Source organism: Reichenbachiella versicolor, from assembly GCF_003171675.1.
GTDB classification, from domain to species: Bacteria; Bacteroidota; Bacteroidia; order Cytophagales; family Cyclobacteriaceae; genus Reichenbachiella; species Reichenbachiella versicolor.
This window is the reverse complement of record NZ_QFZQ01000001.1, coordinates 663,755-682,602: the sequence shown is the minus strand read 5'-3', so window position 1 is coordinate 682,602 and position 18,848 is coordinate 663,755. Positions and strand designations below refer to the sequence as shown.

Annotated in this window: 17 protein-coding genes; 11 read left to right on the top strand and 6 right to left on the bottom strand. The window is 37.9% G+C overall.

Going from position 1 to position 18,848, the window contains the following annotated elements:
• The 11 genes from DKG80_RS02820 (at position 1) to DKG80_RS02770 (ending at position 12,852) form a co-directional block, all read left to right on the top strand.
• Positions 1 to 786: a BspA family leucine-rich repeat surface protein gene (locus DKG80_RS02820; protein WP_109829768.1), complete on the top strand. Its 786-nt coding sequence runs from the start codon at positions 1 to 3 to the stop codon at positions 784 to 786.
• Positions 787 to 825: 39 nt separating this feature from the next.
• Complete coding sequence (locus DKG80_RS02815; RefSeq protein ID WP_109829767.1) at positions 826 to 2,424, top strand: BspA family leucine-rich repeat surface protein; 1,599 nt, start codon at positions 826 to 828, stop codon at positions 2,422 to 2,424.
• Between the two features lie 39 nt (positions 2,425 to 2,463).
• On the top strand, positions 2,464 to 3,408 hold the full coding sequence (locus tag DKG80_RS02810) for a BspA family leucine-rich repeat surface protein (protein ID WP_109829766.1): 945 nt from the start codon (positions 2,464 to 2,466) through the stop codon (positions 3,406 to 3,408).
• 63 nt (positions 3,409 to 3,471) lie between these two features.
• Entirely contained in the window at positions 3,472 to 4,941 is a 1,470-nt protein-coding gene (locus DKG80_RS02805; protein WP_109829765.1) for a BspA family leucine-rich repeat surface protein, read from the top strand.
• A 173-nt stretch (positions 4,942 to 5,114) separates the two neighbouring features.
• Complete coding sequence (locus tag DKG80_RS02800) at positions 5,115 to 5,816, top strand: DUF805 domain-containing protein (protein WP_109829764.1); 702 nt, start codon at positions 5,115 to 5,117, stop codon at positions 5,814 to 5,816.
• Positions 5,817 to 5,830: 14 nt separating this feature from the next.
• Positions 5,831 to 6,523, top strand: coding sequence for a DUF3592 domain-containing protein (locus DKG80_RS02795; RefSeq protein WP_162555640.1), 693 nt, complete (start codon positions 5,831 to 5,833; stop codon positions 6,521 to 6,523).
• A gap of 20 nt (positions 6,524 to 6,543) precedes the next feature.
• On the top strand, positions 6,544 to 6,909 hold the full coding sequence (locus tag DKG80_RS02790) for a hypothetical protein (protein WP_109829762.1): 366 nt from the start codon (positions 6,544 to 6,546) through the stop codon (positions 6,907 to 6,909).
• Between the two features lie 8 nt (positions 6,910 to 6,917).
• Positions 6,918 to 7,892: a hypothetical protein gene (locus tag DKG80_RS02785; protein ID WP_109829761.1), complete on the top strand. Its 975-nt coding sequence runs from the start codon at positions 6,918 to 6,920 to the stop codon at positions 7,890 to 7,892.
• A gap of 88 nt (positions 7,893 to 7,980) precedes the next feature.
• Positions 7,981 to 9,195, top strand: coding sequence for a WD40/YVTN/BNR-like repeat-containing protein (locus tag DKG80_RS02780; protein WP_162555639.1), 1,215 nt, complete (start codon positions 7,981 to 7,983; stop codon positions 9,193 to 9,195).
• 133 nt (positions 9,196 to 9,328) lie between these two features.
• Positions 9,329 to 10,174 (top strand): hypothetical protein, encoded by an 846-nt coding sequence (locus DKG80_RS02775; protein WP_109829759.1) that lies wholly within the window; start codon positions 9,329 to 9,331, stop codon positions 10,172 to 10,174.
• A gap of 617 nt (positions 10,175 to 10,791) precedes the next feature.
• Positions 10,792 to 12,852: a BspA family leucine-rich repeat surface protein gene (locus DKG80_RS02770; RefSeq protein WP_109829758.1), complete on the top strand. Its 2,061-nt coding sequence runs from the start codon at positions 10,792 to 10,794 to the stop codon at positions 12,850 to 12,852.
• A gap of 641 nt (positions 12,853 to 13,493) precedes the next feature.
• Here DKG80_RS02770 and DKG80_RS02765 read toward each other — a convergent pair.
• The 6 genes from DKG80_RS02765 to DKG80_RS02740 all read right to left on the bottom strand — a co-directional run bounded on the left by DKG80_RS02765 (position 13,494) and on the right by DKG80_RS02740 (position 18,681).
• Positions 13,494 to 14,312: a hypothetical protein gene (locus DKG80_RS02765; RefSeq protein ID WP_109829757.1), complete on the bottom strand. Its 819-nt coding sequence runs from the start codon at positions 14,310 to 14,312 to the stop codon at positions 13,494 to 13,496.
• A 343-nt stretch (positions 14,313 to 14,655) separates the two neighbouring features.
• Entirely contained in the window at positions 14,656 to 15,534 is an 879-nt protein-coding gene (locus DKG80_RS02760) for a DUF3050 domain-containing protein (protein ID WP_245906946.1), read from the bottom strand.
• 17 nt (positions 15,535 to 15,551) lie between these two features.
• The gene (locus DKG80_RS02755) at positions 15,552 to 15,761 is read right to left on the bottom strand and encodes a hypothetical protein (protein WP_109829756.1); all 210 of its coding nucleotides are present in this window, start codon (positions 15,759 to 15,761) and stop codon (positions 15,552 to 15,554) included.
• 448 nt (positions 15,762 to 16,209) lie between these two features.
• On the bottom strand, positions 16,210 to 16,758 hold the full coding sequence (locus tag DKG80_RS02750; protein ID WP_109829755.1) for a cysteine hydrolase family protein: 549 nt from the start codon (positions 16,756 to 16,758) through the stop codon (positions 16,210 to 16,212).
• Complete coding sequence (locus tag DKG80_RS02745; protein ID WP_109829754.1) at positions 16,755 to 17,099, bottom strand: 5-carboxymethyl-2-hydroxymuconate Delta-isomerase; 345 nt, start codon at positions 17,097 to 17,099, stop codon at positions 16,755 to 16,757. The genes DKG80_RS02750 and DKG80_RS02745 overlap by 4 nt, the downstream gene beginning before the upstream one ends.
• A 193-nt stretch (positions 17,100 to 17,292) precedes the next feature.
• On the bottom strand, positions 17,293 to 18,681 hold the full coding sequence (locus DKG80_RS02740) for an AraC family transcriptional regulator (protein ID WP_109829753.1): 1,389 nt from the start codon (positions 18,679 to 18,681) through the stop codon (positions 17,293 to 17,295).
• Positions 18,682 to 18,848: the final 167 nt, after the last annotated feature.

The window sequence follows — 18,848 nt, the reverse complement described above, 5'->3', positions numbered from 1 at the left end:
ATGAACTATAAGAATATACTACTACTCATTTTCATATTATTCAGCTGGAATACTCAAGCACAAATGATCTTGCAGTATGATACTAATCTATCATCGGGTACTACGATTACTCTACCCCTTCAAGGAGAAGTAACAGCAACAATAGAATGGGGTGATGCAAGTTTACAAATCATTACCGAAGCAGGAAATATAGACCACACATATGATACTGACGGTATTTACACAGTAATTGTAAAAGGTTCATTAGAGCATTTTGGAAACTATAATGCTGATAATGCAGAGAAATTGGTTAGTGTAAAAAGCTTTGATGTTACGGAATTAACTGATTTATCCTTTGCTTTTAAAGGTGCAAGGAACTTAACAAATGTACCTAAAAATATTCCTTCCGACATCACCGATGTATCTGGGATGTTTTATAGCGCTTATTCCTTTAATCAAGACATCAGTAGCTGGGATGTAAGTAATATCATCACTATGGACGGTATGTTCTTTAAAGCACTCACCTTCAATCAAAACCTTAATAAATGGAGTGTAAGTAATGTTACTTCTATGGTAGGGATGTTTGAAGGGGCATCAGTGTTCAATCAGAATATCAGTAATTGGGATGTAAGTCAAGTGACCAATATGAAAGCAATGTTTCATAAAGCTACTAGCTTCAATCAGGACATAAGCAATTGGAACGTTCGTAACGTCACAGATATGGAAGCTATGTTTCGAGGTGCATCGTCATTCAATCCATCAATCATTGACAATTGGAACATATCCAATAAAGAAGATCTATTCTAACCTTCAAGTTTTTTTAATACAAAGCTCTTCAGATCATATATGAACTATAAGAATATACTACTGCTCGTTTTCGTATTATTCAGCTGGAATACTCAGGCACAAATGATCTTGCAGTATGATACCAACCTCTCGTCAGACACAAGTATAATATTGCCTCTCAATGGAAAGGTAAATGTAAGCGTTGATTGGGGGGATGGAAGCATACCTCAAAATTTTACTAAAGATGCAAATGCGCTCCATACCTATGATTCAGATGGCATCTATACTGTAAGCATCTCTGGCACATTAACACACTTTGGCCAATACGGGTCTTCTTATTCAAACGAAGAACTGGTAGCGGTAATCAGTTTTGGTGATATTGGGCTTGAAGATCTGTCTTTTGCTTTTATGAATGCGAATAACCTAACAAAAGTACCAAATGACCTTCCGTCTGCAGTGACTAATTTGGAAGGCATGTTTTACAAAGCATACCGCTTTAATCAGGATATCAGCGGCTGGGATGTCAGTCAGGTAACCAATATGGAGGGTATGTTTTATAAAGCCTCTGTCTTTAACCAGAATATTGGGAATTGGGATGTAAGTAAGGTCACCAATATGAAAGGAATGTTCGCCAACACGGTGTTCAATCAAGACATTGGAAAGTGGAATGTTAGTCAAGTCACAGATATGTCTGCAATGTTTGCTGAGTCCATCTTCAATCAGGATATTGGTAACTGGAACGTTAGTGAGGTGACTGACATGACTGGGTTATTTGAGAAGTCGGTCTTCAATCAAGACATCGGGAGATGGGATGTAAGTAAGGTGACCACGATGAAAGAAATGTTTGCTGAGTCCATCTTCAATCAAAAAATTGATAAGTGGAACATTGAAAATGTTACCAATACGGAAAGTATGTTTAAAGAAGCATTCGCCTTTAACCAGTATATCGGGAATTGGAATGTCAGTAACGTAACGACTATGTCTGCAATGTTTAATGGGGCACCCGCCTTCAATCAGAATATAGGCAGTTGGGACGTCAGTAACGTGACTAATATGAGTTGGATGTTTAACAACGCATCTGCTTTTAATCAAAATATAGAGAAATGGGATGTGGGTAAAGTGATCGATATGAACCACATGTTCTCTGGTGCTTCCTCTTTCAATCAGGCGCTAAGGAAATGGAACACTAAGAAAGTGACAAACATGACTTTCATGTTCGCATATAGTTCTTCTTTCGATCAGGATATTGGTGATTGGAATGTTAGTCAAGTGACTGACATGACAGGGTTATTTTTGAGGTCAGTATTCAATCAGGACATAAGTCAATGGGACGTGGGCAATGTCACCTCCATGGCAGGTTTATTTTCTGAATCTATTTTCAACCAAGACATAGGCAAGTGGGATGTTAGTAAAGTGACCAATATGGTAGGAATGTTTGCTGAAGCCAAAGCCTTTAACCAAGATATTGGAAAATGGAATACGAGTAATGTGATAGGCATGACCGAAATGTTCTATAAAGCATACTCTTTCAATCAGGATATTAGCCAATGGGATATAAATAGTGTTACCCATTTCACTAATATGTTAAGAAATGCATATTCTTTTAACTCCAATTTTATACGAAATTGGAACATACCCAATAAAGAGGATTTATTCTAACCCCTTCATTTTTTCAATACAAAGCTCTTCAGATCATATATGAAAATTAAAAATATACTACTTCTCATTTTCGTATTATTCAGTTGGAATACTCAAGCACAAATGATCTTGCAGTATGATACTAACCTCTCGTCTGGTACTACGATTACTCTACCCCTTCATGGCAAAGTCGATGTTGCCGTTGATTGGGGGGACAATAGTAAAGAGCAAACCATTACTCAAGCAGGAAATATTAATCACACCTATACGAAGGAAGGTAAGTATACAGTAATTATCAATGGTACTTTAGAGCATTTTGGTGACAAGGAGATTAATCGAAAAACAGCAAATAAACTTATCCGAGTTAAAAGCTTTGGAGAACTCGGCTTGTTAAGCTTATCCTATGCTTTTAAAGAAGCTTCTAATCTAATACGAGTACCTCATACTCTACCTACTACAGTCACTACCCTGAGAGGGATGTTTAGCGGAGCTTCCCGTTTTAATCAAGATATTGGTAATTGGAATACAGGCAACGTCACGAATATGAGAGCCATGTTTATGGAAGCATCCAACTTTAATCAAGAAATTGGTAATTGGGATGTTAGCAAGGTTACCAATCTACAAGCTATGTTTTATTATGCAAGAGCATTCAATCAAGATATTAGCAAATGGAATACAAGTAATGTGACGAATATGGAAGCTATGTTTTATGAAGCACATTCATTCAATCAGAATATCAGTGAGTGGGACGTTAGCCATGTGACCAAAATGGGAATAATGTTCTTTGGAGCAATAGAGTTTAACCAAAACATTGGTAAATGGAATGTAAGCAATGTAACTGATATGGGAGAAATGTTTTATAACGCATCTGCCTTCAATCAAGATATTGGAAATTGGGATACTAGTCAAGTCACATATATGACAGGGATGTTTTTAGGAGCATCTTCATTCAATCGAGATTTCATCAAAGATTGGAACATATCCAATAAAGAGGATTTATTCTGATCTTAGCAAGACTATCGCTAACTAGACTTAACCTAAAGTAGACCACAAACAGCTATAAACTCTATGAAACTAAGAACAACCACGCTATCGCTTCTATTCATCGTATCTCTTTTCTTAATGAGTTGCAGTTCAGACCCAATGATACTTATCTATGACACTAATCTCTCTTCTGGAACTACGATTACATTGCCGCTTCATGGTAAAGTGAATGTAGTCGTGGATTGGGGAGATGAAAGTAAACAGACCATTAATACTGCGGGAGACCTGGATCACACCTATAAAGAAGAAGGTTCCTATATCGTTAGCATTGATGGTTCATTGGAGCACTTTGGCCACGAGGAAATCGGACAAATGCAAGACAAACTGGTCAAAGTTGAAAGCTTCGGAAATATTGGTTTGACAGATTTATCATACGCCTTTTACAAAGCTGCAAACTTAACTCAAGTACCCTTGAAACTACCTGCCACTGTAACAAATCTGGAAGGGATGTTTGCCGTCACTTATAAAATGAAGCAAAACATCGGCAGTTGGGATGTTAGCAATGTGACCAACATGAAAGAGATGTTTGCAGCATCTGATTTCAATCAAGACATCGGTAAATGGAACACCAGCTCTGTCACCGATATGAGTGGTATGTTTTTAAAAGCCATAATTTTTAATCAAGATATTGGCAACTGGAATACCGGTAAGGTCACTGACATGAGTGTGATGTTTTTAGAAGCTTCGCATTTTAACCAAAACATTAATGATTGGAATGTCAGCAAGGTCACGGACATGAGTGGTATGTTTCAAAAAGCCACTTCTTTCAACCAGGACTTAAATAAATGGGATGTCAGTAGAGTAACGAATATGAGTGGCATGTTCAATGAGGCTTATAAGTTCAATGGAAATATTGCAAACTGGAATACTAGTCATGTTACTAATATGTCAAACATGTTTAATGAGGCAGCTGTCTTCAACTCCGATATATCGACATGGAATACGGCACAGGTTACACGGATGGTTGGCATGTTTTTCAAAGCAGACGTCTTCAACCAAAATATAGGAAAATGGGATGTCAGCAAAGTTACCGATATGACCGCTATGTTTGGTGAAGCTTACGCATTCGATCAGGATATCGGCCATTGGAATACCAGTAAAGTAACTAATATGAACGCTATGTTTTATTTGAGCATCCTCTTCAATCAGGATATCGGGGACTGGAATGTCAGTAATGTAATCAATATGAAAGAGATGTTTTACAACGCATATGAGTTCAACAAAAACATCGGTAAATGGGATGTGAGTAAAGTAACAAAAATGAAGGGTATGTTTGAGGGATCTGGATTCAACCAAGACATCGGCAATTGGGATGTCCGGAATGTAACCAACATGGAAAAAATGTTTTTTAACGCAGAATTCTTCAACCAAGACCTAAGTAACTGGAGAGTCAACCCAAAAACCAATACACGAAACATGTTTTATGCAGCTAGCTCATTCAATAGAGACTTCATAGATGGCTGGAACATATCTAATAAAGAAGACCTGTTCTGATCTATTTCAAGAATTAAGAGAATCTCAAGTTTTTACAAGCATTTCAAAGAATTATATAATCAGTATTTGGAGTTCTAATAGAAATATTCAGATGCTTCCAAAACGTTAAAAACACAAATAGCGGATGGTATTAATTAGCCGGAAGCCACCATTAAACAATAAAAACAACAACTATGGATTGGTATTTAAAAGTTCTACAACAATATGCTGTGTTTACAGGAAGAGCTAGAAGAGCAGAATATTGGATGTTCGTATTGTTCAACTTCATATTCGCGATTGTTTTATTGATACTGGACAATGTACTTGAACTAGCGATTGATGGAATCGGATTTGGACCACTGTTTATTCTATATATACTTGGTATGTTTATTCCAGGGCTAGCGGTTACAGCAAGACGACTTCATGACGTAGGTAAGAGTGGATGGATGATGCTCATTTCTCTAATTCCAATATTGGGAGCAATATGGCTTTTAGTACTGACAGTCACCGACAGTGATCCTGAACCTAATCAATATGGACAAAATCCAAAGGCCAATTCTGACGAAACCAGTTTTTCTAATGAATCAGTGCCTGCTGCGGCTGCATCGAACGGTTCTACAAGAGATACCATCACTGTCATCGTAGTCGTTTGGATGCTTATATCGCATTTATTCTACGGAATGATCGCAGGTCAACTATATGATACTAGTTGGTTCAATGTATTAAATATGATTACATCATTGATTGGTAGCTTCATCCCATTAGCCCTCGCATTCACCGTAGAAAACCAAACAAAGCGGATTATTCTATTGGTATTGGGAGGGTTAGGCCTAATACCTATGCTTTATGAAATAAGCAAACTAGTAATGGGGTTGGATAATTCTCTTGTCTTTTAGTAGCGTTTCTCACTATGAACAAATTCATCAGAAAAGCGATCGTATTTTTGATTATGGTCTCGTGCGGTTACGGATTGTATGCCTTATGGGACCCGAATGCTCCTCTACAAGACAACATGAACACATATGGAGCAGTACTTGGAATAGGTACTGCTCTATTGGTAGTAATCTGGGGAGTCGTAGGAAGTAAGTTGCGTTCATCTCGGAAAAGAAAACAAACCAAAGAGGTAATTGGCAGTATTGTAAGCATCAAATACGCTGGCATGAAAGATCACGATGGAGTCAGATATAATATCACTGCTGATTATTTGGATATTCAAAGGACATTCTATTCAGTGGGCAATGAAGTATCATTCAAACCAGAAGCTGGTGATCAAATCGTAATACTGACTGATCCGAGTGATCCTAGGAGCGCTTCCATCGACGTACAAGCATCTATTGCACTTAAGAGCAAAACATCTACGGCTTCCTCCGACTCCAGTAAAAGTAATGCCATGTTCAAGGTAACAGAAATTACGCCCAAGTTTGAGCATGCGCCTAATACCTACTTAGTCATAGGAGAAGTATTCCCAGACCAAGGAGCCTCTTTCCAAACTGAAATTGAGCAAGTCTTAGATAAAAGTTTCGTCTCAACCATTGTACCTGGTAAACTGCTAGCCGCTTACACAGATGGAGAAGCCTTCGGAACCGTTTCCATTGTTTTGTAGATCAATTATCAGAATTTCAAATGAAGACATACTTCTATTTTGCCATCCTATTAGGGCTTGGGTTACTTACCAAAGCATTTTACATGGATGATTTCATCAGTGGAGTCATGGCCTTGATACCTTTTTGGTTTGCTTATAGCATATATCAACCCAAAGTAGACCATAATCGATGTACAGAACATTTTGTAGGCAAAATCACTTCCATCAAATGGAGCACTTTTCGACTCAATACAGAAAAAACCTACAACGTGACGGTAGTTTATGGAAATGTAACTAAAACTTTCAAACAGTTACCCCCAGAGTTTAGTCATCAGTTCAGTACTGGTGATTCTATCTCTATACAAGCTAATCCTAATAACCTCAAAGAATCTTACTTAAAATACTAATAAACAACATGAAAGGAACTAACGCCAAAACCATTCTAGTATTAATCGGTGTAGTCATAACCATTTTCACCTTATACCAACAAAAAGATGCGCTTCTCCAACTGTGGCAGCTAAAACAAGCCAGTGACGCTTCATCATCCAACAAATCCTCTAAGCAAGAACCTATTTTCAAGCATAGTGATGGTGTATTTTACTTCGACACGCAAGGCACCATTTGGTCTGTCGACAAGAACAGTAATAATGAAGAAGGTATGAATGTCTCTATCTATAACCCAAAGACCAAAGAATTACTGAAACGCATTCCCCTACCCTTTTTAAAATCATTCATAGGCATAGAAAGTGCCAAATGGGGAGATAATCTTTGGATAGTCGATAGCCCTAATGAGGAGTTGGCCATCATCAATAGTCAAGACTACTCGATTACCAGAGACCCTAAACAAGTCAATGCACTATTCCCCGTTTTACCCGAAGCAGTTTTTAGTGTTGATGGAGCAGATGAGCACTCTCTAGTATTGACGTTCGAAAGTGGCAATCAAGTATACTTCAACCCAGAACTAAAAGTATTTTCGAAAAGTCATAATCAATACAAAAGAGCTGTTTCTGATGCATCACCTCAAGATTTCTATTTCAAAACCAAAGAACAAAGCCAAAGCCATGCTATCATCGTGAGATATCAGAACGGCAAAATGGTATCCGAGGGAAAAGAGTCTTTTATCAACTGCTCTAGAGTCTACGATGATGGGCAATTTGTAGTACTTCAGCATCGTCAAACGCTAAGCAAAAAGTCTGAAAAGCTCATATCCCTAATTGACAAAAACTGTCAGACGCTATGGACTATCAATGCTCCCAGAGATATCAAGAATGATTCCTATGAGGTTCTCTACCTTTCTGAAAAAGAATTAATTCTCACCAACGGATTCAGAAGCAGTAAAAACGTCATCTCCATTGATGCTGCTACAGGGCTTATCAATTGGAAAATGTAATACAATCATTAACCTCATCACTCATTATAAAGCTATCGCATTGGCTTTGTTCTCTTTAGATCCAAAGACATTATTTTCAAAAACACAAATGAAAAAAGCATTATTCATTATCATACCTATAGCCCTAGCCATAACTGTATCAGAAGTACGACTATACTTTTACAAAGAAGCTTCAGCTGAAGAACAGGCTATCAAAGAGCAAAAGCAAAAAGAGTTTAAAAACAGGGATGTGATTCTTTTTGATGAAGATAGCAGCTTCCATAAAGACTGGACGACTAGCGGCTTTATTGAACCCGTCTTACTTGCCAACTTCGACGATAAGTCTGAACGAAAAACACATAAGCTTACAGCCATAGAGTGTAAAACAACTGGGTATGGATACTATACTGATATTGATTTTTATGATGACCAATTTGGAATAGCTGTTGGAGGGTATAAGCTCATCAGTGTGACACACGATGGTGGTGAGACTTGGAGACACATAAGAATTCAGCGTGACAATTCTCTGTTTGGTGTACAAATTGTCACTGATAAGGTGGCTTACGCTGTAGGTAAGTCCACTATTTATAAAACAGTAGATGCTGGCCTGACTTGGAAAGGTGTCCACTCCACATTCTCCGCTAATGATATCAGGAAATACGATGAACAGTATGCCAGTTTACGACATACTACTATCCGCAGCGTGTACTTTACTGATGAAAATAATGGTGTAGTAGTTGGTCACAACTTAATTCTCCATACAGAAGATGGTGGAAAAACTTGGGAAAATATCCCTATAGCTTACGCCAACCATAAATATCCTATTACACTATGGAGTGTAGATTTCAGCGATGAAGAGAATGGAATCGCTGTAGGGTCAGATAATACCATTTTCACCACTGGTGACGGAGGTAAGAGCTGGAATTTCAGAAAGTTTGAATACGATCAAACACTGACGCGAGTGATCACAGAAAGTAAGAACAAACACTTTGTGGTCGGATATGATGGGTTCTACGCAAATACCGATCTAAACTTCAAGAATAGCGATGGCTGGCCATTTATCTCTCCGAGCATATTAAAAAACCGTCCTATGATGCGTGACATCACAAGAGTAGACGACCAGAGACTACTGGCGGTCTCTAATGATTCACATGTTTATTTGATGGTCAACGATGGAAAAAGCTGGTATGATGGCATCACGCAAAACCACACTGTCGGATCAGGTGACGACATCACTGCTGTAGACTATCAAAATGGCAAAATTTGGTATGCAGGTAGCGAAGGTCAGTTAGGCTATTTCATGTGGGAAGAAGCTAATCTATAGATAACCAGAAAATTTCATCATAGCCGGCTCTTACAAGTTGCCGGCTTTAGTTATCTAACTTGTTTACCTATAATAATAGATGTTTATTGGAATTAACTAAGTGCGTAAATAAGACATTTATTCTACTACTAAAATGAAAAATAGAAGAGTATCAATGACCATGAGACGAATTACCATTTGCTTGTTTTTCTTACTAGCAGGCTGGCAAACTTCTGCTTTAGATATAGAAGAAAAAAACGGAAACATCTACATCATCGATGACAATGGAAATGAAGAACTCGTATTTCAATCCACTAGCGATCCCAACAATGACGTTAGTTTCGGTATAGATCAAATTTCGCAATCTGGAATATGGGCTATCCTATATTCAACTCATACTAGCAAAGATTCCAGATTTTCAACAACAACCTTTTTATACAACATCAGACACAAAATCATTGCTAAAGAGTATGATAATCTAACAGGAGGAGAAGCTTTTGTTATGATCAAATATGGCACTATGGAAGTCCTAGAACTAGATAATGGTGAAAAAATCCCATTAAGTGATATAAAACTTTTTGAGCCGTCTGACCTTAGTCAATTCAAACTCGACGTTTACATTAGTGATAACCTTTTCACCCTAGATATTGCATACCTAAACAATAATGGAGAGTATGTCATTGATATAGATGACAGTATGAGTAGAGGAGAAATGTTAGGCAAAGTAGACATGCATATCTCTATGAAACATCTGGATAGTGATGAGCGATACAGTTCAAAAGTGTATTCCATTAATAATCCATCAGGCCTATTGGATGACAACTACTTGAAGCTTGATGAGAATGGCAACTATACCATATCTAGAGGAGGTAAAAGAGCCATATTCTTTCCTAACTCACTAGTCAAAGGCCAATATGACTTTCAAGTCTTTTTACAATTAGCCAATGGCGAAAAGATATACTCTAATACCATCAATGTCAGCTTACCGCTCCCCGACTAGAGGCACAGGTATTTATTTTATTTATGAAGTGTTAAAACTCCAAAATAAGATCTAACATAAACACCCTAAGTCCAAGCAAAGGGTCTTCTAAGGCCTTAGTCAGATGTTTCGTACTACTCCACATTACTGATTTTTTTATAGTAAAGAACATAAGTATCTCGTCATCACGAACGGAGTGAAGTGATCTGTTCGAGTAAAGCACTACCCTAATCGAGCAGATCGCCGCGCTGCGCTCGCGATGACGATATTTTTACTTTTCAACATTTCTTAATAGTGGACTTGGTTCTCTTCCCCCCCACTAAAAACTAAGCCCAACACAGCCAAAAAAGTAATCGTCATCCCAGAAGCTTTTCTCATGATAGTAGAGAAAAGCTATCAGGGATCTGACCAATACTGCTCGTAGCTCACTTTGATTTAGTGAGATTTTTCATCCAGCTCTGCACGACTGCTTTTTCTTCAACTATTTCCCAACTGTAAGAAATATACAATTATTGAACAGACTGAAAATGTACTTTCGCCCAATTATTTATAATCTAAATCAGAGGCCCTAACCTCTTATTAGTATATGCACGGTCTGGATTAGGTGTACCGCGTGCTAGTTAAATTATAATCAGTTTATGTTTATTAAAAATCTAAAATTGCTAGCCTTATCAGTCATCATGACTGCAATATGGATATCCGCCTGTGATGAGAACGAAGCTGGACGCCAAAATACCGCGCCAGAAATCACAGATCAATCATTCTCTGTCTTAGAAAATGCTTCTGACGAAGTAGTAATCGGTACCGTGACTGCTAGCGATGCCGAGGATGATAAAATATCCTTCTCTATCGCTAAGAATACTGACGAGCTGTTCGAAATTACTGCTACTGGTGAATTGTCTCTCGCTACAGACAAAAGCCTAGACTTTGAAACGACTAAGAGCTATACGATAATGGTAGAAGCTGAAGACGCTTCTGATGCCAGTGAAGCGACTATTTCTATCAATGTTTTAGACGTTGATGAAAAAACTGGTGAGCCAGAAGTACCAGAGACTGAAAATGAAGCTCCTGTGGTGGCTGATCAGTCTTTTACAGTCGCAGAAGATATAGCCGATGGCTCAGAGATAGGAACGATTATCGCAACTGACAAGCAAACACTGGCTTTTACCTTAATAGAGAATAGTAATGATCTATTTGAGCTATCAGCAAAAGGTAAGTTGAGTCTAGCAGCAGAAAAATCTCTGGACTATGGAACCAAAGCCAGTCATGAGATCACTGTAGAAGTATCGGATGGAGAAAAGACTACACAAGCTAAAATCACTATCAATGTAGAAAATAAAGCTCCCGTAGTAGCTGATCAGTCCTTTATAGTCGCAGAAAATATAGCCGATAACGTAGAGATAGGAACTATCGTAGCCACGGACAAGCAAACATTAACTTATACAATAGTAGAAAACAACAGCGATCTATTCGAGATATCAGCCGAGGGTAAGCTTAGTCTAGTAACAGGAAAGATACTTGACTTCGAAACCAAGGTGAGTCATGAGATCACCGTAGCAGTGTCGGATGGAGCGCTAACTACACAAGCCAAAATCACTATCAATGTAACAGACGAATATGATCCATTTATCACAATATGGGAGACTACGATAGCTTCGCAGGAGATTACAATTCCTACTAATAATTCTGATTATACCTATGACTATACTATAGAATGGGGAGATGGAAGTGCTATAGAAACCCATACAGGAGATGCTTCTCATACTTATGCAGAAGCTGGAACCTACACGGTAAAGATTGCTGGCGAATTCCCTGCTATTTATTTCAATGATGAAGGTTCAAAACATTCTATCCTAGATGTAACTAGCTGGGGACAAATTGAATGGAAGTCAATGAGGAGGGCTTTTTATGGTTGTTCCAACCTAGAAGTATCTGCTACAGACGCGCCAGATTTGAGTGAAGTAAATGATATGTCCTTTATGTTTAGTGGTGCTTCATCTTTGAACCAAAACCTAAGTGACTGGGATGTATCTAGCGTTACTGATATGAAATCTATGTTTGAAGATGCCAGTTCTTTTAATCAATCCTTGGATTGGGATGTATCCAGTGTTACAAATATGACTTTGATGTTTGCTGCAGCGAGTTCTTTTAATCAACCGTTAGATTGGGATGTGTCTAGTGTTACGAATATGAATGCTATGTTTTTTGAAGCGAGTTCTTTTAATCAACCGTTAGATTGGGATGTGTCTAGTGTTACGAATATGAGGTATATGTTTTCAGAGGCTAGTTCGTTTAATCAACCCTTGAATTGGAATGTGTCTAGTGTTACGAATATGAATGCTATGTTTAATGGAACCACTTCCTTTAATCAACCTTTGGATTGGGATGTATCTAGTGTTACATATATGAATTCTATGTTTTCTAGAGCCAGTTCTTTTAACCAGCCATTAGATTGGGATGTGTCTAGTGTTGCATATATGGATGATATGTTTAATAGAGCGAGTTTGTTTAATCAACCCTTGGATTGGGATGTGTCTAGTGTTCTAAATATGAGTTATATGTTTTATTCTGCCAGTTCTTTTAATCAAGACTTGAATGGATGGGATACTTCTGCTGTTACTGTTTGTACTAATTTTTCTTCCAATTCTGCATTGGAGGCTTCGCACTTACCGACTAAGGGGTGTTTTGCTCCTCGGTAGTTAACCTCTATTCAAACCGAACTCTAATATGATTGGATGATCGGTAAGAGGCTGTTTTCAGTAGTTAAAATTTCGTCAAGCTTAAATCATAGCGAAGGGTCTTCTAAGGTCTTAGTAGATCTTTCGCTGTGCTATTCTTGACGGATTTTTGCTTTGGAGGACAGCCTCTTTTTTATTTGATAATGTGCATTGCTTAAGCCTCGTTCCTATTTCGGGCATATCAAATGACTCACCAACTAGGTTACGTCGAGTAACCTAGTTGGTTTGCTACCCTAGTCGAGCAGATCGCCGCGCTGCGCTCGAGATGACGATATTTTTACTTTTCAACATTTCTTAATAGTGGACTTGGTTCTCTTCCCCCCCACTAAAAACTAAGCCCAACACAGCCAAAAAAGTAATCGTCATCCCAGAAGTTTTTCTCACGATAGTAGAGAAAAGCTATCAGGGATCTGACAAATACTGTTCGTTGTTCGCTTTGATTTAGTGAGATGTATCACACTGCTTATTCAGGAGACAAGGTCATCACGAACAGAGTGAAGTGATCTATTCAGGTCATGCAGCAGTTCATTGAACAGATAGCCACATAGCGTCTCAACTTTCTATAGAGAAGCTATTCGTGAAGATAGATATCCTACTCCTACTCAATCAGGTATTCTACTATAGACATAATCAGGAATGCTATTTGACATCCCTGCATCATTCATGATCTGTATATATTCTTGATAAACTGGCAGCGCTAAGTCTTTTTGTTGATTGTCATAGTAGACATTGGCTTTCAAAAGTTTTGCTTGATACAAAGTCGGGTCAAACGACAAAACACTATCAACAATTAGCATTGCTCCGATAAACTTACGTGCCTTCATCAAGTAGTCCGCTATATCCAGATACTTAGAAACATTACTTCTTACTATGGGTTGTTCTTTTAGTATCATGAGTAGGTCAAATTGATCCAACGCTATTAGACCTACCACCTCTCCTTTCTTATTACGTTCGATGACTGCCTCTAAATGCTCCGCTATTCTGGTTACTTTATCTTCTGCGTCTGTTGAGCTATAGTCTATCTCTATTGTACTTGTATTTATTGACAAGTCGGAATCGATCATTTCACGGGTACTTACTCCTGATACATACGCAAATTCAATTAGATCCTTTTGCTGTTCGTTATATGTATAGTAAGTCACATATGGCACTACATTGACATCGCAGCAATATTCATATATAGCTACAATCTGAGGGGCTTTATATTGTACATATACCTTGCTTCCCAGCTCATAAGATTCGTCATCAAGGTGCTTACAGATAGGGTGATCAAGCGAAGACAGCCGGAAACAAACTTCTCTATTATCAATGACTTCCATGCTATCAGGAATGGAATCGCTATCAAGGTAAAATTTCACATCTCCACCTATAGCTGATAGCCAACAAAAACTACTTATTGATAGCAACACTATTCTTAGCATAAACATTTGCTTTGATTCCTATTAGCAACAATCATTAGACTTTTAATCTAGAATTGCTGCGAAACTCACCATCATTCAAGATAAAATATTTATCTACTTTCTTGTTTGACCAAGAAAGTAGCAAAGAAGTCAAATCTATAAATCAGAAAGCTAAATTTTACCCCATAAAAATACGGGGCCGTTACAGCCCTACTAAAAAGTAATCGTCATCCCAGAAGTTTTTCTCACGATAGTAGAGAAAAGCTATCTGGGATCTAACAGCTTGTGAAAACTCGTCGTCGAAAAGCAGGACAGAAGATTTTTCACAATAGCATAAGATTAACCTTTTCTAACACGCTGATTCTTAAGCAAGACTAAGTGCGGGCTTTTGCTTTTGAATCAAATCAGCGATACAGTCCCACAGTGCGATTCTTTTTGTCAAAGCCTCTTTAGCGATCGTCAATACTTCATCCCACTTGACCTCGTCATCACCGCACAGCTCTGAAATCATCAATAGCGACAATGGACCATGCTCGTCTCCATCGAGCTCTATATGACGCTCTAAATAATACCTTAGCTTGTTGTAAGAAGTATTATCAGCATCCGCCGAATTCAAAATCTCCATAAACATATCTGGTATCACATCCTCTCTACCAAATGTAAATGCTGACGCAATCATGTGCGGCTGATTCGTATCTATGATGGCAAATGAATACTTCACGAAATCAACTACTCTTTGGTCTATCTCCACCTCATTCAATGAATAATCAACCGTATTACCGGAACTGATCAGCTCGATAAATTTGTCTATCGCTTGAGTACTAGCGTTGACTTGCTGCATAGCTTCCACGTACATCTCAAAATGACTCTTCGGCTCTCCCAGCTCGTTGATATCACTTTCTTCGCCATGTACTATCTCATTGATGAACCTACTCAATGTAGGATTCTTAGCAGGTATCCAAGGAGTCTGTACATGGGTCAACTCTATCTGCAAAGCCTTCAGTAGAGACATAAAATCCCACACGGCAAAGACATGGTTTTCCATGAAAACTTTCACGTCTTCTATCTCATCTAATGCGCTATAAAGCTGATGTGTCTGAAGTTGATTTCTTAAATCAGAAATCTCATTTTCTATGTGCTGTATTCTATTCATATGATGGGTTACTTCATCAGTCCAGCTACCACTCGATAGCTGGACTTTTAAAATTTCTGCGAAAGTATCAGATTGCAATAGTCTATGCAAATAGCGCTGACACCTTATCAGCGATAGTGTTTATCAGCTGACTTTTTATAGATCCGATAGTTACATGCTCTATGCTGAACATACTCTATTTTGTATTCGAAAAGTAGCATCGAGATGATCTCCTGCATCTCATCTTCATCGAGACCTATGCTCTCTCCCAGCTCAATTTCATTGAGTTGACCGTCATTCTTTTTCAATAGATCTAAGTATTTATCTTTAATGTTCATAGTTATTCTGTTTTTGGGTTGATATCATCATTTGAGGGCTAAATGCCAATAGGCTTGAATCGTTTTGTATTATTTCTAGTAGAGTGACCGGTACCTCTGCCTATGTCTAATATTCTCAATGGATCAATGGAGATATATTTCTCTATAAGAGTATTTATTCTTTCAATTTCATATACCCCCATTTTCTCAAGTCTATCAAGAATATTAGAGTTCTTAGAAGTACTTCCGTACGAATAATATTATTAGGATTGGATAGAGCCATCCGTTGGTTGAAGGCTATCCTGCTTTCAAAGCCTTAATCTGATCTTCCATGAAGGAAGAATCGAATAGATATGTGAATTAGTAAATCAGGCTGTAAAGATAGAGATTCTATATTTCTAAAATCAGTTTAGAAAAAAGGGAAAACAAAATGTGAAACCATCTCTAGGAATAATTTCAGCTATGTACCTTATTGAATATTTTCTAAAATTTGCGCTGTGTTTTTCACCACTATTGTGCCTTTAGTAGGAATCATATTTTTCCAAACCCAATTATAGTGATCGATCACTTGTTTGGCTGATAAACCTGGACGGTCTCCCGTAGTATGTCCATCTTCTACTACAGTAATGCTATAGTCCTTGGTCAGTGCCGACTGTATGGATGACTCCACACAGAAGTCTGTCGCACAGCCCGTGATGACTAATTCTTCAATACCTAAATCAGAAAGCTTGCCTTGTATGTCAGACTGATAAAACACATCATTGGCGTATTTATCTATTATGATGTCAGAAGATCGTACCTCCAGCTCGTCCAAGTTCTCCCATTCTGTAGTTCCCTTTTCAAACTCACCTGATCCAGTACCATCGTGCTGAACATAGATAACGGGGCTATTCAATTTCCTGAATTGTTCAGCAAGCTGATTGATTCGATATACAACTCCATCAGTGTCATACCTCGGAGTCTGTGGAGTGAAAGATCCTTTTTGCATATCAATGACTATCAACGCCTTTTTTGTCATACTGCTACTGTTTTTTTACTGTAAGTATTTTTGTCTATTTCGGTTACCTCTACTGTAATATTCTCGATATCAAATTGCCCTATTAAAGTATTCAAAAGCCTGCTGCTCAACTCCTTTTTTTGACAATACGATCTTCCATTGAGTATCTTGATCGTAAGGTGAACAAATGATTTCTCTTCGCCGCCTACTAGATAGACTGCGTATGGTATTGCTCTCGTTTTAATAGAACTTTTGTCGAACAACCCCGAATCTTCTAAGTCTCTTGTGACTATTTGAACGGTTTCCTTGATTCGTTCATTATTATCTAGATCACTAGAGTATTCGATAATACAATGCGGCATAGTATTTAGCTTTTAGTCACCATTCATAGATAAAGTTGACTTGGTAAAACTAGTCATATCTTCAATAATAGAATGATAACCTTTAAGGTCAATTTGGATAACAAATTCACTTGATTGACCAATATCTTTTAAAAGCTAGAGATAGCTGAATGAACCTTAAGCCTTTGGCATTTCTTCTTTACTTTTTCATTGATCAGCCAAGTATCTCTTTCAAGTCATTTATGAATACGAATACTTCTCTCTCTATCAATTCTGTCAGTTGAGTTCTATTGTTAAAGTCAGCATTGTATATGATCTGATGGTTGATGATAGATAAGCTGTCTTCTACTGATTCGACTAATGGGTATTTGTTCCAGTCACTGGAGCTAAACATCTCCCAGTACTTCTTTCGAACACTTTTGTTTTGACCTGATAAACAAATGGTAAACGTGGACGTTTTGTGACTCAAGACTAGTACAAACTTGAGCTTTTGTCTTTTGAAATCTTCGGTGGTCAAGGAAAAATACGAATAGTCTGGATTGCCTAAATAAATGCTACCATACTTGAAGTAAGTATCATACCCTTTTTGAATATGTGCTTTCAGCTCTTTCATATAGGCTACCAAAGTATGATAGTCCAATGGGATGGTAGCCGAGCTGCTTTTTGATATTTTAAAACTGTCTTTCTTTCCGAGCACAAGATTCTTTGTGCTCTGTAGTGGGATAGAGATTTCGAGCATGCATTTCCCTTCGGGGTGTGTTTTGGGATCATTGAGATAGGCTTCAAAGTACTGTCCGTCTCCGAACTCATATTCATTTTCGATCACCCATGTGTTCATGCTTTTCCATGCTTGGGGTATGTCTTGTCCTAATATTTCAAATCGTCCTACGGCATAGATACCTTTCTCTATAGTTAAAGGCCTAATTTCACCATCTGATGCTATTTTCTTATTGGTAGTGACACAAGCGCTATGTCTTACTTTGGATAGCTCCGTGACATTAGGATTATCATGATAGACGGTAATGGCGCTAAAGTTTTCATTAGGCAACACACCTCTACTATGTCCCCATTCCATTAATCTTTGAAACATATTTCCTACCTGATCAAATTCTCCAAAGTGAGACATACTGGCTAATTCCATTTTGGGTAGTTCTTTTATTGTTATTTGAGCATTCATCTGTATCCATTGCTTTATGCTATCAATAGAACAAATGTATTTTTCGGAAGAAAATGGTTCTATACCGATCTTGCTAAGTACTTCTTTGCCTTTGGACTTAAATTGCGTGGGGGTAACACCGTAATATTTTCTAAAAGCTCTTGAAAATGAATTATCACTGTTGAATCCATATTGAAAAGCAATCTCTTTTAAGGCTTGATGGGGTCGAACTAGCACGATGGACGCTATTCGTTCGATACGTTTCCTAGTAATGTATTCATTGAGTCGCTCGCCGACCACTGTTGAGAATAGTCTATGAAAATGATAAGGGGAATAGTTGGCTTTTTGTGATAGCAATTGAAGTGACAAGTCTTCGTTGAGATTTTCTTCTATGAAGTCTAAGACTGCATTGATTCGTTTGATATAGTCTCGTTTTGTTTTGCTCATTAAATAGTAGAGTATAAACTTATAGGAGTAGGTAATAATTCACCTCATTTTCGGCTTAGAAAATTGAGAAGCCTCATTTACCATTCTCTTCTGAGGTAACCTATTTAATACACCTCCAATTTTTTTAAAAAAAATGCTCCTTGAAAGAAAACTACAATTTTTTCACA

Bases quoted from the DNA above. Each gene is read 5' to 3' on its own strand.
- DKG80_RS02820 (WP_109829768.1), top strand. From the start codon at position 1: ATGAACTATAAGAATATACTACTACTCATTTTCATATTATTCAGCTGG.
- DKG80_RS02815 (WP_109829767.1), top strand. From the start codon at position 826: ATGAACTATAAGAATATACTACTGCTCGTTTTCGTATTATTCAGCTGG.
- DKG80_RS02810 (WP_109829766.1), top strand. From the start codon at position 2,464: ATGAAAATTAAAAATATACTACTTCTCATTTTCGTATTATTCAGTTGG.
- DKG80_RS02805 (WP_109829765.1), top strand. From the start codon at position 3,472: ATGAAACTAAGAACAACCACGCTATCGCTTCTATTCATCGTATCTCTT.
- DKG80_RS02800 (WP_109829764.1), top strand. From the start codon at position 5,115: ATGGATTGGTATTTAAAAGTTCTACAACAATATGCTGTGTTTACAGGA.
- DKG80_RS02795 (WP_162555640.1), top strand. From the start codon at position 5,831: ATGAACAAATTCATCAGAAAAGCGATCGTATTTTTGATTATGGTCTCG.
- DKG80_RS02790 (WP_109829762.1), top strand. From the start codon at position 6,544: ATGAAGACATACTTCTATTTTGCCATCCTATTAGGGCTTGGGTTACTT.
- DKG80_RS02785 (WP_109829761.1), top strand. From the start codon at position 6,918: ATGAAAGGAACTAACGCCAAAACCATTCTAGTATTAATCGGTGTAGTC.
- DKG80_RS02780 (WP_162555639.1), top strand. From the start codon at position 7,981: ATGAAAAAAGCATTATTCATTATCATACCTATAGCCCTAGCCATAACT.
- DKG80_RS02775 (WP_109829759.1), top strand. From the start codon at position 9,329: ATGAAAAATAGAAGAGTATCAATGACCATGAGACGAATTACCATTTGC.
- DKG80_RS02770 (WP_109829758.1), top strand. From the start codon at position 10,792: ATGTTTATTAAAAATCTAAAATTGCTAGCCTTATCAGTCATCATGACT.
- DKG80_RS02765 (WP_109829757.1), bottom strand. From the start codon at position 14,312: ATGCTAAGAATAGTGTTGCTATCAATAAGTAGTTTTTGTTGGCTATCA.
- DKG80_RS02755 (WP_109829756.1), bottom strand. From the start codon at position 15,761: ATGAACATTAAAGATAAATACTTAGATCTATTGAAAAAGAATGACGGT.
- DKG80_RS02750 (WP_109829755.1), bottom strand. From the start codon at position 16,758: ATGACAAAAAAGGCGTTGATAGTCATTGATATGCAAAAAGGATCTTTC.
- DKG80_RS02745 (WP_109829754.1), bottom strand. From the start codon at position 17,099: ATGCCGCATTGTATTATCGAATACTCTAGTGATCTAGATAATAATGAA.
- DKG80_RS02740 (WP_109829753.1), bottom strand. From the start codon at position 18,681: ATGAGCAAAACAAAACGAGACTATATCAAACGAATCAATGCAGTCTTA.